General features: G+C 72.4%; 13 protein-coding genes and 2 pseudogenes. 13 read left to right on the forward strand and 2 right to left on the reverse strand.

Going from position 1 to position 16,469, the window contains the following annotated elements; genetic code table 11:
* Positions 1-6: 6 nt before the first annotated feature.
* Positions 7-1,626 carry a recombinase family protein gene (locus tag ACIOFR_RS13360; protein WP_400995898.1) on the reverse strand — a complete coding sequence of 540 codons (1,620 nt, stop codon included), beginning with the start codon at positions 1,624-1,626 and terminating at the stop codon, positions 7-9.
* 62 nt (positions 1,627-1,688) lie between these two features.
* On the opposite strand from ACIOFR_RS13360, the pseudogene ACIOFR_RS13365 reads away from it, so the two are divergent.
* The 6 genes and pseudogenes from ACIOFR_RS13365 to ACIOFR_RS13390 form a co-directional block, all read left to right on the forward strand.
* A pseudogene (locus ACIOFR_RS13365) lies at positions 1,689-2,294 on the forward strand (ATPase, T2SS/T4P/T4SS family); the annotation flags it as partial.
* Positions 2,295-2,772: 478 nt separating this feature from the next.
* Positions 2,773-3,453, forward strand: coding sequence for a type II secretion system F family protein (locus tag ACIOFR_RS13370; protein WP_400995902.1), 681 nt, complete (start codon positions 2,773-2,775; stop codon positions 3,451-3,453).
* Between the two features lie 257 nt (positions 3,454-3,710).
* A complete protein-coding gene (locus ACIOFR_RS13375; RefSeq protein WP_400996405.1) occupies positions 3,711-4,274 on the forward strand; it encodes a type II secretion system F family protein in 564 nt (187 codons plus the stop codon).
* Positions 4,275-4,437: 163 nt separating this feature from the next.
* On the forward strand, positions 4,438-4,653 hold the full coding sequence (locus ACIOFR_RS13380; RefSeq protein WP_400996407.1) for a DUF4244 domain-containing protein: 216 nt from the start codon (positions 4,438-4,440) through the stop codon (positions 4,651-4,653).
* A 58-nt stretch (positions 4,654-4,711) separates the two neighbouring features.
* Positions 4,712-5,071 (forward strand): TadE family type IV pilus minor pilin, encoded by a 360-nt coding sequence (locus ACIOFR_RS13385; protein ID WP_400995905.1) that lies wholly within the window; start codon positions 4,712-4,714, stop codon positions 5,069-5,071.
* Positions 5,072-5,115: 44 nt separating this feature from the next.
* Positions 5,116-5,346: pseudogene (locus tag ACIOFR_RS13390) on the forward strand (Rv3654c family TadE-like protein); the annotation flags it as partial.
* Positions 5,347-5,627: 281 nt separating this feature from the next.
* Here ACIOFR_RS13390 and ACIOFR_RS13395 read toward each other — a convergent pair.
* Positions 5,628-8,012: a DEAD/DEAH box helicase gene (locus tag ACIOFR_RS13395; protein ID WP_400995907.1), complete on the reverse strand. Its 2,385-nt coding sequence runs from the start codon at positions 8,010-8,012 to the stop codon at positions 5,628-5,630.
* Between the two features lie 218 nt (positions 8,013-8,230).
* Between ACIOFR_RS13395 and bldG the strand changes: the two genes are divergently transcribed.
* From bldG to topA, 7 genes are all read left to right on the forward strand, one after another.
* Positions 8,231-8,572 (forward strand): anti-sigma factor antagonist BldG, encoded by a 342-nt coding sequence (gene bldG, locus ACIOFR_RS13400; RefSeq protein WP_109448826.1) that lies wholly within the window; start codon positions 8,231-8,233, stop codon positions 8,570-8,572.
* Positions 8,573-8,702: 130 nt separating this feature from the next.
* A complete protein-coding gene (locus ACIOFR_RS13405) occupies positions 8,703-9,116 on the forward strand; it encodes an ATP-binding protein (protein WP_400995911.1) in 414 nt (137 codons plus the stop codon).
* Between the two features lie 181 nt (positions 9,117-9,297).
* Entirely contained in the window at positions 9,298-9,672 is a 375-nt protein-coding gene (locus tag ACIOFR_RS13410) for a cyclophilin-like family protein (RefSeq protein WP_400996410.1), read from the forward strand.
* A 159-nt stretch (positions 9,673-9,831) separates the two neighbouring features.
* Positions 9,832-10,572, forward strand: a complete 741-nt coding sequence (locus ACIOFR_RS13415; protein ID WP_400995913.1) for a hypothetical protein — start codon at positions 9,832-9,834, stop codon at positions 10,570-10,572.
* A gap of 67 nt (positions 10,573-10,639) precedes the next feature.
* Complete coding sequence (locus ACIOFR_RS13420; protein ID WP_400995915.1) at positions 10,640-12,175, forward strand: methyltransferase; 1,536 nt, start codon at positions 10,640-10,642, stop codon at positions 12,173-12,175.
* Positions 12,176-12,335: 160 nt separating this feature from the next.
* On the forward strand, positions 12,336-12,926 hold the full coding sequence (locus ACIOFR_RS13425; RefSeq protein WP_400995917.1) for a DUF3592 domain-containing protein: 591 nt from the start codon (positions 12,336-12,338) through the stop codon (positions 12,924-12,926).
* A 577-nt stretch (positions 12,927-13,503) separates the two neighbouring features.
* Positions 13,504-16,386, forward strand: a complete 2,883-nt coding sequence (gene topA / locus ACIOFR_RS13430; RefSeq protein WP_400995919.1) for a type I DNA topoisomerase — start codon at positions 13,504-13,506, stop codon at positions 16,384-16,386.
* Positions 16,387-16,469 lie beyond the last annotated feature (83 nt).

Here is a 16,469-nt window from a genome sequence, read left to right on the forward strand (position 1 = left end):
AGGCCGTCAGGCAGCCTGGACAAGCGCCTCAAGCTCGGCGGCCTCGGGGTCGTCGTGCTCGCCGATAGCGAACGAGAGGCGGTCGTAGTTGAAGCGGGGGCCGATGCTCTTGCCTGTGCTGACAACTAGTCGCGCGCCAGCGCGCATCATCATGCGGCGCTTTCCTTCTTCGTCTGCTTCGTGCCACAAATCGGCGTAGGTCTTGCCGGTGGGAACAGAAACGATTGATGCCGGACGGGACGGAAGGGCCTTTACCTTCTTTCGCTCCTTAAGAAGCTTGCCTATCATGCTGCCGTATTCGGCTTCGTCATCTTCGTCGTACAGTCCGGCTTCTCGGTCTCGGCGGAGACGCGCGATGCTCTCGTTGACACGAGCAATCTCGGCCGAGTGATCCTCTCCCCGGTCGGCCAGTTGCATCATGACCGACCAATTCCCGATACGCTTAAGGAACTCGTCTTCCGCCCACTGGTCGACAATATCGGCATCCACGGTCACAGAGTGGCCGGTACCACGAATCTTGCACCGGTAGATGCGCACGTGCTCGCCAGTCCATTTGCGGTTCTTAAGGCGCTTCTTTGAGCCTCCATACATGGGCTCGTCGCAAGCAGTGCCATCCTTGTTTATTCCACCGCAGTAGGCGACGCGGACTAGCCTCGACCCGGCGCTGTTAATCCTGGCTTCGGGTCGCTCCTTAGTCTTCATGACCTCTTGGAGCTTGTACCAGTCGTCGTCATTGATCAGTGGTGGCCGGTCGATGCGCGGGTGTCCGTCGCTGTCCAGCAGGGGGCGCCCTTCCCATGCCTCAAAGTCTGCGCCTTCTGCACGGCGTTCCCGCTTGGCGGTTGCCTTGGGGTCATGGAGCGTGTAGCCGCGCAGATGCTCGGAGCGCAGCATTTGCGATATCTGCTGGTGGTCCCATTTCTTGAGCGTCTCGGGAAGCGCTCCGGTCTTGCGCTTCGTTTCGAGATCGGTAGCCGTCGGCACCTCTCGCCTGTCAAGGTCGTTTGCTATCGAGTAGATTGAATCTCCGTCGATTACTCGCCGGATGATCTCCCGGACTATGGGGCCGGTTTCCGGGCATTCAACCAGCACCCATCCCTTGCCGTTCGGGTTTTCAATGACAGTCCAGCCGTAGGGAATTCGGCCACCATGCCAACGCCCTTGCGATCGGAGTTCGGCTCGCGAGCCCTGGACTCGTTCCTTGATTGCTTCTGCCTCCATCTGTGCGGCGAAAGCGAGAAGCATGATGATGAGTTCGGAAACAAGTGAGGTAGCGCGCATATCTAGTACCAGGGGCGCGCCGCCTGGGCCTTCGGCGAACACGAGAAGCTTTCCGTGAGTCTTGGCCCACTGGCCCAGCGTCGCCATGTCCGCCATAGACCTAACCGCACGGTCAAGCCGCCAGAAAACGATTGCGTCGTACTCGTCTGGCTTGGCAAGCCACTTACCCAACTCCGGGCGTTTGAAGGGCGCGACCTTCGACGCTGACACGTCCAGGTCGAGCGCTTCGCCAACTACCCTGGCCCCGTTGCCGTCGCACCACCCCTGAGACTTCTTGCGCTGCCGTGTCGGGCTTGTCGTGTTGTCGGTGACGTTCGACAGCCGGACCGCGATGAGTGCTCGCATGCTCTGATCTCCGCTCATGTGATGCGCTAGAGCGGGGGGACTTCTAGTGGTGGCACTCAGGGGGGATCGACAAGACCACGCTGCTCGCGGCCCTGCTCGGGTTGGTCGCCCCCGACGAGCGGATCGTCCTGGCCGAGGACTCCTCCGAGCTCAGGCCCGACCACCCGCACGTCGTCCGGCTCCAGGGCCGTCCGCCGAACCAGGAGGGGCGGGGCGAGCTCACCCTGCGGGACCTGGTCAGGCAGGCACTGCGGATGCGTCCCGACCGCGTGGTCGTCGGGGAGGTGCGCGGCGCGGAGGTGGTCGACCTGCTCGCCGCGCTGAACACCGGACACGAGGGCGGCTCCGGCACGGTCCACGCGAACTCCGCGGACGACGTGCCGGTGCGGCTGGAGGCGCTCGGCTCGCTCGCCGGCCTGGACCGTCCCGCGCTGCACAGCCAGTTGCGCGCGGCGCTGGACGTCATCGTCCACCTGGTCCGTGACGCGGCGACGGGCCGACGGCGGGTCTCGGCCCTGCACATCCTCACCGGCGACGGTGACGGACTCGCCCGGGCCGTCCCCGCGGTGTCCTTCGCCGCCGACGGTGGCTGCCGGTCGGGTCCCGGCTGGGACGGGTTGCGCCTGCGGTGCGAGGCCCGGGGTGTCGAACTCCCGAGGAGGCTGTGATGACTGCGCACCAGGTCGACCTGGTCTGCGTGCTGTTGCTCTGCGCGGCGGCGGGGGCGGCGTGGTGGTTGCTCCAGTCGGCGGTCAGGAGGAACCGGTGACGGGAACCGAGGCCCTGGGAGTCGAGATGACCACAGCTGAGCTGCTGCCGGCCCTCACAACGCTGAGCGGCGCCGTGGCCGGCCTCTGGCTCGGCCAGCGGGGGCTGCGGCGAAGAACACGGGCGAGCCGCCGCACTCGTGCCCTGCTGGGCACACCGCGCTGCGGTGAGGGCGGGCGCTGGGTTCGCTGGTGGATCCGGGGCCGGTGGCTGCGCGGTCGGCGGGGACCTGCCCGGCCGCCCTGGTTGGTCCCGGAGTTGCTTCTGCTGCCGGCTGGCCTGGCTCTCGGGGAGCTCGCCGAGTCCGTGGTACCGGTGCTGGGTGCCGCCGCGGGCATCCGGCCGCTGTACCGGTGGCGCCGGTGCCGCAGGAGAAGGGTGGAGGCCCGCCGCCGGTCCGCGGCAGTGATCGACCTGTGCGCCGGGCTGTCCGCCGAACTGCGCAGCGGTGCGACCGCCGAGCAGGCACTGAACGCGGTGATCACCCGGTCGGGACCGGAACTGTGGAGCACGCTCGGAGCAGAGCCCACGGCGCGGCTCACGGCGGCCCGGTACGGAGCGGACGTCCCGGCCGCCCTGCGACTGGCGGCCGAGATGCCCGGTGGACGGGGCGCCGCCGCGGTCGCCGCCTGTTGGGAGGTCACCACCGTGAGCGGGACGAGCCTTGCGGTAGGGCTGGACCAGGTGGCGGAGGCTCTGCGTGCCGACCGGGCACTGGCGGAGGAGATCGCGGGTGAGCTCGCGGGCCCACGGGCCACGGCCGTGATGCTGGCCGTGCTGCCGTTCGTCGGGGCGCTGCTCGGGCTGGCGCTCGGCGCGCAGCCGGTACGGATCCTCCTGCACACCCCGGTGGGTCTGGGATGTCTGCTGGGCGGGGTGCTGCTCGAGGCGGCGGGTCTGTGGTGGACGTCGCGCATCGTGCGGGCCGTGGAGGCTCCGACAGACGCGCTGGAACCCTCGAAGACGCGTGGCCGGCGCTCGGAGACCGGGCAGCCGTACGGGACGCTCGCGTGCGGGCTCTCCCGCACCCGTACGGCGGCGCTCGGAGCGGGCGCGTGATGGATCTGCCGCTGTGGGACGGCCCGGTGCTGCTGGTCGTGGCGGCGGGGTTGGTCGGGTCGGCGGCCAAGCTCCGATGCGCCGTCAGGCGACGTGCGGCCAGGTGCCGTCTGGGGAGGTGTCTGCCGCGCCTGGTCCGCGCGCCCCGTTGGCGCTCTGCCGGGCTGCGGTGGGCGGAGGCGGCGCGGATCCGGCGGATCCCGCCGCTCGACGGGACAGGCCTCCTGGTCGCCGTCCCCGTCGTGTTCGTCATGTTGATGGTGTTCGGGGGCCTGATCGGGATCCCGGTCGGCGTTCTGGCCGGTGCCGTGTTGTGGAGGTGGACGCCCAGGGCGCGGTCGCCGGCTGCCCGTCGGGCCGCGCGGGAGCAGGATCAGCTGGTCCGGCAACTCCCGTTGACCGCAGATCTCCTGGCGGCCTGCCTCGGCTCCTGCACCGCTCCGGGCCAGGCCGTCGCAGCGGTGGCCCGAAGCGTGGACGCGCCCATGAGCTCACGGCTGGAGGCCGTGGTGGCCCAGCTCTCGCTCGGGGCGTCCCCGGAGTCCGGCTGGGGCCGGCTCGCCGCCGACTGCCCGCCGCTCGCTCCGCTGGCCCGATGTCTCGTCCGGACCAGCCTCAGCGGCGCCCCACCCGTCGAGGCCCTCAGCGGCCTCGCGCACGCTCACCGGGCGGTGGCGGGCCGCGCGGCCCACATCAGGGCCCGGCGGGCCGGTGTCCTGGCGACCGCACCGCTGGGCGCGTGCTTCCTACCCGCGTTCGTCCTCATCGGCGTCGTACCCGTGGTGATCGGGCTGACGGCGCACTTCGCGCAACGACTGTGACCGGAGGGCTCGCACCGCGTGTCGGTAGTCCGGGCGTGCCTGGGAGCCAGCGTCCAGCATCCGGCACCGACGTTCGACCGCTCTGCCCACACCTGACCCACGAAGGAGTCCACCCGTGAACCCGACCCAGGACAACCGACGCCACTCCGTCCGCTGCCACTCCTTGCGCCGTCTCGTCGGCCACCACGCCACCTGGCTGCGTGCCAGGGTGCGAACGCTCCGGGGCGGCGGCCGGGACGCCGGCATGACGACGGCCGAGTACGCCATCGGCACGGTCGCCGCCTGTGCCTTCGCGGCGATCCTCTACCGCGTGGTGACCAGCGGGACCGTCACCGACGCCCTGTCGGGAGTCCTGGACCGGGCGCTCCATGCGGTGTGACCGGAGCAGACGGAGGTGGCGGATGCCGCGGCCGGTCCGCAGGAGCGACGCGGGGTTCGTGACGGCGGAGACCGCGGTGGCCCTCCCGGCCCTGGTCCTCCTCACCGCGATGCTCCTCTGGGGCGTGATGGCCGCAGCCGGCCAGATCCGCTGCGTGGACGCCGCCCGGGTGGCCGCTCGCGCGGCTGCGCGAGGGGAACCCGATGTGGCCGCGCTGGCCCGCGCCGCGGCGCCCAACGGTGCCTCGGTCGAGGTCGTCGAGGACAGCCGGACGGTCACCGTGACCGTGGAGGCGCCGTGTCCTGGACCAGGCCGTCTCGGTGCGGCGCTCTCGGTCCGGCTGCGGGCAACCGCGGTGGCGGCTCGCGAGGATGTGTTGGCCACCTCGGACGGGGGAGTCAGCCCATGGCCGTCCTGAGGTCACCGACACGCCGGATCCTCCCGGGAGTGCGCCGCCCGCCGATGGCCCCGGGCGACCGCGGCTCGGCCTCGGTCTGGCTGGTGGGCCTGGCCCTGCTCGGCTGTGCGGTCTTCGCCGTCAGCCTGGAGGTCGGGGCGGTTGTGGCCGCACGCCACCGAGCCGAGTCGGCGGCCGACCTGGCAGCACTCGCCGCGGCGGACCGGCTGCTGATCGACCCTGACGGCGGCTGTGCGAGAGCCGCCGCGATCGCCGCGCTGAACCAGGCCGAGCTGGTGTCCTGCTCGCCGTCGCTCGGCGGGACCGCCGGAACAGGCGGAACGGCCGGGACCGACAGATCCGGTGGGACCGGTGAGGACAGTGTGGAGGTGACGGTCCAGGTCCCGGTGCGGGGGCTGTCCGTGCCGATCGGACCTGCCGAGGCGCGCTCCCGCGCCGGCCCGTTGTGGACACCGGCCCTGCCCGCGGAAGAGGTGGCCGAGCAAGGGAAGGAGGTGGCTGAGGCGTCCGGGCCGACTCAGCCGGCCACCTCGCCCTTCGCGGCCAGGGGTGTGGATCAGCCCGTGGGTCGGTCCACACCCGGGGGGACGGTGTCCGAGCGCTCTCCGCGCTCCGCGGCGGGCGGATGCGGGGCTCCGGCCAGCAGGATCCCGAGCAGCCGGACGGCTGCGGCCTTGTCCAGCGGGTCGTTGCCGTTGCCGCACTTCGGTGACTGCACGCAGGACGGGCAGCCGCGGTCGCACTCGCAGGCGGCGATGGCGTCCCGGGTCGCGGTCAGCCATTCCACGGCACGCCGGAATCCCCGCTCGGCGAAGCCGGCGCCGCCGGAGTGGCCGTCGTACACGAAGACGGTCGGGAGGCCGGTGTCGGGGTGCAGCGGTACGGACACTCCGCCGATGTCCCACCGGTCGCAGGTGGCGAAGAGCGGAAGCAGGCCGATCGAGGCGTGCTCGGCCGCATGGGCGGCGCCGGGCAACTGGTCGACCGGGATGTCGGCGTCGAGCAGCTGGTCCTCGGTGACGGACCACCAGACGGCCCGGGTGCGCAGTGTCCTGGGCGGGAGGTCGAGCTTGCTCTCGCCCATGATCTCCCCGGTGGCGATCCGCTTGCGCAGGTACCCGACGACCTGGTTGACCACCTCCACCGACCCGAAGCTGAGCCGGGCTTCTCCCCAGGGCACGGTGGTGTCGGTGGACAGCACGGAGATGGAGGTGATGTCGCGGGCCGCCGTGGTGTAGGGCGGGTCGGCCTGGTCGACCAGGGCGACGGAGGTCTCCAGGTCGAGGTCGCGGACGAGGTAGGTGCGGCCCTGGTGGAGGTGGACGGCGCCGGTGTGGACGGCGGTGTGCGCGGCGGCGGCGTCCACGGTGCCGAGCAGCCGACCGGTCGGCGCCTCCACGATCTGCACCGGGCTGCCCCCGCTGCCCCGGAGGTCCACCCGGTCGACGGCGCGTTCGCGGCGGGTCCAGTACCAGGAGCCGTCACCGCGCCGCCGCAGCAGCCCGCGCCGTTCCAGCACGGGCAGCAGCGGGCCGGCGGACGGGCCGAACAATGCGAGGTCCGGTTCGGTCAGCGGGAGTTCGGCGGCTGCGGCGCACAGGTGCGGAGCCAGCACGTGCGGGTTGTCCGGGTCCAGCACGGTGGCCTCGACCGGGGTCGCGAACAGCGCCTCGGGGTGGTGCACCAGGTACGTGTCCAGCGGGTCGTCCCGGGCGATCAGTACGGCCAGCGCGCCCTGCGCCTCGCGACCCGCCCGGCCGGCCTGCTGCCACAGCGAGGCCCGTGTGCCCGGGTAGCCCGCCATCAGCACGGCATCCAGGCCCGATACGTCCACCCCGAGCTCCAGGGCGGACGTGGACGCCAGCCCGAGCAGTCGACCGGACTGCAGATCGCGTTCGATGGCCCGGCGCTCCTCGGCCAGGTACCCGCCCCGGTATGCGGCGACCCGGCCGGCCAGGGGGCTGCCCAGCTGGTCCTGGGCCTGCAGGGCGACCAGCTCCGCGCCGCGTCGGGAACGCACGAAGACGACCGTCCTCGTGCCGCTCTCGACCAGCTCGGTCAGCAGGTACCCGGCCTCCGCGGTGGCGGTGCGGCGGACCGGGGCGCCGTGCTCGCCGACGTTCTCGGTCAGCGGGGGCTCCCAGAGGCCGAAGACCAGCGGCCCGCGGGGCGAGGCGTCGTCGGTGACGGCGACCGCGGGCAGGCCGGTCAGCCGTTCCGCGGTGGCGGCGGGTTCGGCGGTGGTGGCCGAGGCGAGCAGGAAGGTCGGGTCGGAGCCGTAGCGGGCGCACAGCCTCCTCAGCCGGCGGAGCACCTGGGCGACGTGGGAGCCGAAGACACCGCGGTAGCTGTGGCACTCGTCGATGACGACGTACGAGAGCGCCTTGAGGAAGGAGGCCCAGCGGGGATGGGCGGGCAGGATGCTCCGGTGCAGCATGTCCGGGTTGGTCAGCACGTACGAGGCGTACTGGCGGACCCACTCGCGTTCCTCGCCGGGGGTGTCGCCGTCGTAGAGCGCGACCCGCACCCGGCCGGGCACCAGTTCGGCGGCCCGCCGGCGCTGGTCCGCGGCCAGGGCCTTGGTCGGGGCCAGGTAGAGCGCCGTCGCACCGCGGCCGTTGCGGGCCTCGGTACCGTCCAGCAGATCGCTGAGCACGGGGGCCAGGTAGCCGAGCGACTTGCCCGAGGCGGTGCCCGTGGCGATCACCACGGTCCGCCCAGCCGCGGCGAGTCGCATGGCTTCTGCCTGGTGGGCCCACGGCTCGGTCACTCCGAGCGCTGCGGCGGCCTCCACCACCTCCGCCCGGATTCCCTCGGGCCAGGGTGCGTAGCGGGCGGCACGGGCGGGCAGATGCTCCGTATGGGTGAGGCGGTCCGACCGGCCCCGGTCGGTGGACAGGGTCGCGAGCAGAGCCTCGGGCTGGTGTTGACGGGGCGGCATGAGGACCCAGTGTGTCACCGGCGTGACGGAGAATCGCCCCAAGCCATCGTGCGGGCATGGTCACAAGTGGTTGAATGAGGCCGTGACGGCCGCATGGCCGAGGGTCGCAGTGCCGAGGCAGAGCCACGGCTTGTTACGCCCCTGGCCTGCGACCACGCGGTGGCGGCCACCTGGCCGAAGATCGCAATGACGTAGCAAGGCAAGGTGCTGGAGGTTCCGTGGACCTGTCCCTGTCGACCCGTACAGTCGGCGATCGCACGGTCGTCGAGGTTGGCGGCGAGATCGATGTGTACACCGCCCCGAAGCTGCGCGAGCAGCTGGTCGAGCTCGTCAACGACGGCAGTTACCACCTGGTCGTCGACATGGAGGGCGTTGACTTCCTGGACTCGACCGGTCTCGGTGTGCTGGTCGGTGGCCTCAAGCGGGTCCGGGCGCATGAGGGATCGCTCCGTCTGGTGTGCAACCAGGAGCGCATCCTGAAGATCTTCCGGATCACCGGTCTCACCAAGGTGTTCCCGATCCACACCTCTGTGGACGAGGCTGTCTCGGCGACCGACTGATCGCTTCTCGTGTGTCGGTGGGGGCGCCGTTCGCGTCCCCGCCGGCCCGGGAGGCCGACACTGCCCGTGCGGTGGTCGGGAGCCGTCGTGCTCCGGCCCGGTTACGCGGAGTAACCCCGGAGGGGGATTGATGGCAACCGTCGAACTTCGATTCAGCGCGCTCCCCGAGCACGTGCGCACGGCCCGCCTGGTGGCGGCTGCCGTGGCGAGACGCGTCGGGGTCGACGAGTCGGTTCTGGACGAGGTCCGGCTCGCGGTGGGCGAGGCATGCTCGCGTGCGGTCGGTCTGCAGCAGCGGGGTGGTACCGACGGGACGGTCCGGGTCGCGTTGACCGAGCTGGAGAAGCGTTTCCTCATCGAGGTCGAGGACGAGGCCGGCCCGATCGGTTCGACCTCCGACGGCGAGCAGGCGGAGGCGGGCGAGGACGACCTCGGCCTCGCGGTGATCACCGGGCTCGTCGAGGACGTCGAGGTGGGCAACGGCGCCGAGGGAGGCCTGATCCGGATGAGTTGGCCGATCGCCAATGTCTCGGTCGAGGTCTGAGACCGGGCGCGAGGACGCGAAGCGCCGGGCGCGGCCCGAACGCCGGCCCGACCTGGCACGGGTCCGTTCTGACGTGTGTCCAGACCGGCCCGCCCGGGCCCCTGCCGTCCATTCGGCTCCCCGCCCCGGCTCGCCCCCTCGGGTATGAGGTCTCTGGCCTGCCGGGCAGGCGACCGCGCTGCTGCGCGCCACCCCTACCTCGGAGGCCGTCCGAGCTGCCCTGCCGATGAGTTCCTCGGCGAACACCTGGGGTGAGGAGGCCTACTTCGGCGCCCCCGTCAGCGTGCCCGCCGAGGCGGGCGCCCGTCAGGTCGTTGGGCCGGGCACGGTGGCGTTCCGGACCGACGCGGGTCAGCCCGGCGCTTCCGTACGGGCCCACACCGATCTCTCGGGCGACGGCGGATGCCGGCCGGCCTCCCCCTGCAACGTCCTCACCGACGTCCTCCCCAATGTCCTCACCAACGTCCTCCGCACCGTCCTCGGGGAGTTGGAGGGGGATGCCGAGGTCCTCGGGACCGTCCGCGACGATGACCCCATCCGCGCCGAGCGGGCCTGAGCTGCGGCGTTGTGCGCTCCCGTGGCCGCGTTCGGTCCCGGGCCCGCCCCGCTCCCGTCCCCGGGGCCGCCGCTGCCCCGGGACCGGCCGGTGCGGCGGGGCCGGGCGGCCGTGTAGGTTCGCAGGTCGATGACCCGGACCGCCGAAAGGGCCCCACTGGTGAACAAGCGACAGCTGGCCGCGTCCGCGCTCGGAGTGGCCCTCGTGTTCGGCGTGACCGCGTGCGACGAGGACAACACCGCCCAGCTCGGCACGTGGGCCAAGGGCCTGTGCGATGCGGCCCAGACGCCGATCGCGCAGTCCCGGACCGCCCTCGCGGACACCGCCAAGGTGCAGCCCGAGGAGGCGCCGGCCGACCTCCAGAAGCGGCTCTCCGCAGACCTCGCCGCCCTCGGGAAGACCAACCAGGACCTCGCGGACGCCATCGACAAGGCCGGCGCGCCGAAGGTCGACGACGGCGTGAACGTCCAGCAGGACGCCGTCAGCGAGCTGAAGCAGGCCGCCCAGGGCTACCAGGACGCCCAGAAGAAGCTCGACGCCCTGACCGTCGCCGACCAGGCGAAGTTCGCCGACGGTCTGCGCAGCGTCGGGGACCAGGTGCAGCGGCTGTCCCGGCTCTCCAGCCAGGCGATGAACCGGCTGCAGAGCGGCGAGCTGGGTGACGCGCTCAAGAAGCAGCAGGGGTGCAAGGCCGCGACCCCCGCCGCCGCCCCGGGCGCCGGTACGGCCGACACCGGCGCACCCGGCGCCGGCACGACCGCCCCCGGGGCGCCCGGTGCCTCGCCGGCGGTCTCCGGCTCCGGCGCGCCCGCGCCGCAGGGCGGCGAGTCCGCGCCCGCCCCCGCCGGGTCGGCAGCCGCCACTCCGGCCGCGTCCTCGGCCGCCTCCCCGACCGGCTGAGCCACCCGCGCCCGCGCCGGGCGGTCGCCGGGACGGCCTGCGGACGGCGGCGGGGGACAATGGCGGGGTGACCAGTAGCCCCGCACTCGACCCTGCCCGCCTCGCCGAACTCCGCGAGGCGCTGCTCGCCGCTTCCTTCACCGCCGACGGCTGCCTGGACCTGCTCGGGCCCACCGGCTACGCGGCCCTGGCCCGCAGCGAGGCGGTGCCCGCGCTCCGGGCGACCCGTGGCGGGACACCGCTGGAGACGCTGGTGCGGCTGTTCCTGCTGCAGCAGCCCGTGCCGTACGCCGCCGGTGCCGCGGCGCTGCCGGTGGAGAACTGCCTGGCCGACGGCTGGCTGCGGCGCGACGGCGACGAGCTGCGGGCCACCGTCGACGTGCGCCCCTACGCGAACGAGGTGGACGGGCTGGACAGCGCGGACGCCTGGGTGGTGTCCGACCTGGGCTGCGCCGTCGGCGGGGCCGGCGGGATCGGTTCGGGGGAGACCGCCGCCGGGGTGGTGCGCAAGGACCTGGTGCTCGGGGTGGGCGGCGCCTCCACCACGCTGGCCAACCTGACCGTCCGTCGGCCGGTCGGGTCGGCGCTGGACCTCGGTTCCGGCTCCGGAGTGCAGACGCTGCACGCGGCCCGCCACGCCCAGCGAGTCACCGCCACCGACCTCAACCCGCGCGCCCTGCACTTCACCCGGCTGACGCTGGCGCTCTCCGGCTTCGCGGACGTCGAGGTCGTCGAGGGCAGCCTGTTCGAGCCGGTGGCCGGGCGGAGGTTCGACCTGATCGTCTCCAACCCGCCGTTCGTGATCTCGCCCGGGAGCCGGTTCGTCTACCGGGACGGCGGCATGGCCGGGGACGACCTCTGCCGCACACTGGTCCGCAACGCCGCGAGCCATCTGGAGCCCGGCGGTTACTGTCACCTGCTGGCCAACTGGCAGCACGTCAAGGGCGAGGACTGGCACGACCGGCTGGCCGGCTGGGTGGCCGGGACGGGGCTGGACGCCTGGGTCGTGCAGCGCCAGGTCCAGGACGTCGCCGAGTACGCGGAGCTCTGGCTGCGCGACGGCGGTGACCACCGCGGGCCCGGCTCCGACTACCAGGACCGCTACGCGCAGTGGCTGGACGCGTTCGAGGCGGCCGGGGTCGAGGGCGTCGGCTTCGGCTGGATCACCCTGCGGGCCGGCGGGGCGGCCGAGCCGACCGTACGGGTCGAGGAGTGGCCGCACCCGGTCGAGCAGCCGCTCGGCCCGCACATCGACCGCTGGTTCGCCCGGCAGGACTTCCTGCGGTCGCACGACGACGCGGCGCTGCTGGCGGCCAGGTACGTGCTGGCCGACGAGGTGGTCCAGGAGCAGGTGGGCGCACCGGGGGCGGACGATCCCGAGCACGTGATCCTCCGTCACAACCGGGGCATGCGCCGGGCGACCAAGGTGGACACGGTCGGGGCCGGTTTCGTGGGCGTCTGCGACGGGACCCTGGCAGCGGGCGACATCGTCGACGCGATCGCGCAACTGCTCGGCGAGGAGCGGGTGGTGCTGCGGGACCGGGTGCCGGAGTCGCTGCGGATGCTGACGGAGCAGGGCTTCATCGAGCCGGTGACGGCCTGACGCTCGCTCCGCGCGAGCGAGGGAGGCCCCGCGGCCGGTCGGCTGTTCACCTCCTGGTGGCTTCGGCGTTCCCCACCGTACGTCGAACGTCGGTCCGGGGTTGTCCGTGGCCTGCGACTGTCTGTCCACAGGCTTGTGGACAACGGGCGAGGGGGCAGGGGTGGAGGTTCCGACGGCATCGGCGGCCGGGGTCGTGCTCACGCTGTTCGGCAGCGCACTCCTGCTCTGGTGCGCCGTGGAACTGCGCCTTCGCCACCGCCTCCGCCGGCACGGCGTCCGGGTCACCGCGCGGGTCGTGGCGGATGACGACCGCGGCGGCGGCCCGCGCCTGGAACCGTACGGCGACGCCTTCGGCGAGTTGGACAGCGCACCGCTGCTGGCCTACCCGGTGGCGGGCCGCACCGACGGCGCGCCGCTGCGGGCCGTCCCCGACACAGGGCCGCCCGCCGGCGCCGCGAGCGGTGCCCCGGTGACGCGGACCGCCACGGCGGGTACCGCCGCAGCCGGTACCGCGCCACCGCCGGGCACCGCCTTGGCCCGGCCGCGCGGGCACACGCCGCTGCGCCGCCCGGCACGGCTGCGGCCCGGGACGAACGTCCAGGTCGCCTACGACGCTCGGCGGCCCGACCGGGTGGTGCTGGCCGGTGCGGACGCGGCGCCCGCGCTGCTCAGCGACCTGTTCTGGACGCTGCTGGGCACCAGCGCCCTGGCCGGCGGCCTCAGCCTGCTCGGCGCCGCCGTCCTGCACTGACCCGCGCCGGCCCGGCGCGTCGCCGCCCCCACCCCGGTCGGCCCGGCCCGCCCCCGGGAGGGCCTCCGGGACCCACGAACGCCTCCGGGAGCACCCCATGAACGCCCTCGGGACGGCCTCCGGGGCCGCCCTCGCGAACGCCCCCGGGACCGCCCGCACGACCGCCTCCGGGACTGCTCGCACGAGCGCCTCCGGGACCTCCCGCCGCGCTCCGTCGGGCGGGCACCGGGCTGAGCGTCCGTCAGCCACCGCTGTGCCGAAATCCGGCCGCCGAGGTGTGTTGGGTGGCCTCCGTGGAGGGGGAAAGCCCCATCTGCGCAGCGCAAAGGCTCGGCATCGGGTTACCGTTCGAGTGGCGTCGGTCGGCCTAGCAAGTGAAAAAGCTGGATCCGTCCGTTTGACAAGGGTGGCCAGGGTACGGTCACACTCCGCTGGTGGGGCCGTCGCGCAGCGGCTGCCTCCGGGCGATGTGCCCCTCCTGTCTCTGACGGGAAAGGAGGGGAGGGTCGGGCGTAGTCCCTCCCCTCGGGTCGGCCGCGCCGCCAGCAGAGATCACGACCGGGAGAGAAGAGCGAAGGTGTCCCCGAGCAGCGAGACCGCGCACGGCAAGCGACTCGTCATCGTCGAGTCGCCGGCCAAGGCGAAGACGATCAAGGGCTACCTTGGCCCCGGCTACATCGTCGAGGCCAGCGTCGGGCACATCCGGGACCTGCCCGGCACGGCCGCCGAGGTTCCGGACAAGTACACCGGTGAGGTGCGCCGCCTCGGGGTCGACGTCGACCACGACTTCGCACCCATCTACGTGGTGAACGCGGACAAGAAGTCCCAGGTCACCAAGTTGAAGTCGCTGCTCGCCGAGTCCGACGAGCTCTTCCTCGCCACCGATGAGGACCGCGAGGGCGAGGCGATCGCCTGGCACCTGCAGGAGGTGCTCAAGCCCAAGGTGCCGGTGCACCGGATGGTCTTCCACGAGATCACCAAGGACGCGATCCAGGAGGCCGTGCGCAACCCGCGCGAGCTGAACCAGCGCCTGGTCGACGCCCAGGAGACCCGCCGCATCCTCGACCGCCTCTACGGCTACGAGGTCTCGCCGGTGCTGTGGAAGAAGGTCATGCCGAAGCTCTCGGCCGGCCGGGTGCAGTCCGTCGCGACCCGCCTGGTGGTCGAGCGTGAGCGGGAGCGGATCGCGTTCCGGTCCGCCTCGTACTGGGACCTGGTCGGCACCTTCGGCACCGGCCGGACCGCCGTGGACGCGGCCAACCCCGAGACCTTCGGCGCCCGGCTGGTCTCCGTCGACGGCAAGCGGGTCGCCACCGGCCGGGACTTCGGCCAGGACGGCCGGCTCCGGACCGCGAACACCATGCACCTGGACGAGCAGGCCGCTCGTGGGCTGGCCGCCGCCCTGGAGCAGACGGCCTTCGCCGTCCGCAGCGTCGAGTCCAAGCCGTACCGCCGTTCGCCGTACGCGCCGTTCCGCACCACCACGCTCCAGCAGGAGGCCAGCCGCAAGCTGGGCTTCGGCGCGAAGCGGACCATGCAGGTGGCCCAGAAGCTGTACGAGAACGGCTTCATCACCTATATGCGTACCGACTCCACCACGCTCTCGGAGACGGCCGTCGCCGCCGCCCGGGCCCAGGTCACCCAGCTCTACGGGGCCGACTACCTGCCGGACGCGCCGCGCACCTACGCCAGCAAGGTCAAGAACGCCCAGGAGGCGCACGAGGCGATCCGCCCCTCCGGCGACCGCTTCCGCACCCCGGCCGAGACCGGCCTGGGCGGCGACGACTTCCGGCTGTACGAGCTGATCTGGATGCGCACGGTCGCCTCCCAGATGAAGGACGCGGTCGGCCAGTCCGTCACCGTCAAGGTGGGCGGCCGGGCATCGGACGGCCGGGACGCCGAGTTCTCCGCCTCCGGCAAGATCATCACCTTCCACGGCTTCCTGAAGGCCTACGTCGAGGGCGCCGACGACCCGAACGCCGAGCTGGACGACCGCGAGCGCCGGCTGCCGCAGGTGGCCGAGGGCGACCCGCTGGCCGCCGACCGGCTCAACCCGGAGGGCCACGCGACCAAGCCGCCGGCCCGCTACACCGAGGCCTCGCTGGTCAAGGAGCTGGAAGACCGCGAGATCGGCCGCCCGTCGACGTACGCCTCGATCATCGACACGATCATCAACCGCAAGTACGTCTTCAAGAAGGGCACGGCGCTCGTCCCCTCCTTCCTCTCGTTCGCCGTGGTGAACCTGCTGGAGAAGCACTTCGGCCGGCTGGTCGACTACGACTTCACCGCCCGGATGGAGGACGACCTCGACCGGATCGCGGCGGGCGAGGCCCAGTCCGTCCCGTGGCTGAAGCGCTTCTACTTCGGCGAGGGCGAGGGGCTGCCGGCCGGCGGCGCCGCCGACGCCGGCAACGGTGACGGCGACCACCTCGGCGGCCTGAAGGAGCTCGTCACCGACCTCGGCGCGATCGACGCCCGGGAGATCAGCTCGTTCCCGCTGAGCGAGGAGATCACCCTGCGGGTCGGCCGCTACGGCCCGTACGTGGAGAAGGCCTCCCCGGTGGAGGGCGAGCCGGGCCAGCGCGCCGACATCCCGGACGAGATGCCACCGGACGAGCTCACCGTCGAGCTGGCCGAGGAGCTGCTGGCCAAGCCCAGCGGCGACTTCGAGCTGGGCGCCGACCCGGTCAGCGGCAACATGCTGGTCGCCAAGGACGGCCGCTACGGCCCGTACGTGACCGAGATCCTGCCCGAGGGCACCCCGAAGACCGGCAAGAACGCGGTCAAGCCGCGGACGGCCTCGCTCTTCAAGACGATGACGCTGGACACCGTCACCCTCGACGACGCGCTGAAGCTGCTCTCGCTGCCGCGCGTGGTCGGCGTCGACGCCGAGGGCCAGGAGATCACCGCACAGAACGGCCGCTACGGCCCGTACCTCAAGCGCGGCACCGACTCCCGCTCGCTGACCAGCGAGGACCAGCTGCTCACCGTCACCCTCGACGAGGCGCTGGCGATCTACGCCCAGCCCAAGCAGCGCGGCCGCGCCGCCGCCGCGCCGCCGCTCAAGGAGCTCGGCAACGACCCGGTCAGCGAGCGGCCGGTGGTCGTCAAGGACGGTCGCTTCGGCCCGTACGTGACGGACGGCGAGACCAACGCGACGCTCCGCAAGGACGACGAGGTGGAGACCATCACGCCGGAGCGCGGCTACGAACTGCTGGCCGAGAAGCGGGCCCGCGGGCCGGTGAAGAAGGCCGCCAAGAAGGCCCCCGCGAAGAAGGCGGCGGCCACCAAGACGGCGGCCAAGAAGACCACCGCGAAGAAGACCGCGGCGAAGAAGACGACCACCGCCAAGACCACGACGGCCAAGACCGCCGCCGCGAAGAAGACGGCGGCCAAGAAGACCGCCACGGCCACCGGAGCCGCTGCCGCCGGGGCCTCCTCGGAGTCCGAGGAGAGCTGATCCCGTTCGAATCGCGGGCCCGCACCGACGGTGCGGGCCCGCGGTGCGTCACAACCCTGTCATGAGGCGTTCCACGGAGGCCG

Origin of the sequence: Kitasatospora sp. NPDC088346 (assembly GCF_044740765.1) — a bacterium.
Classification (GTDB): domain Bacteria; phylum Actinomycetota; class Actinomycetes; order Streptomycetales; family Streptomycetaceae; genus Kitasatospora.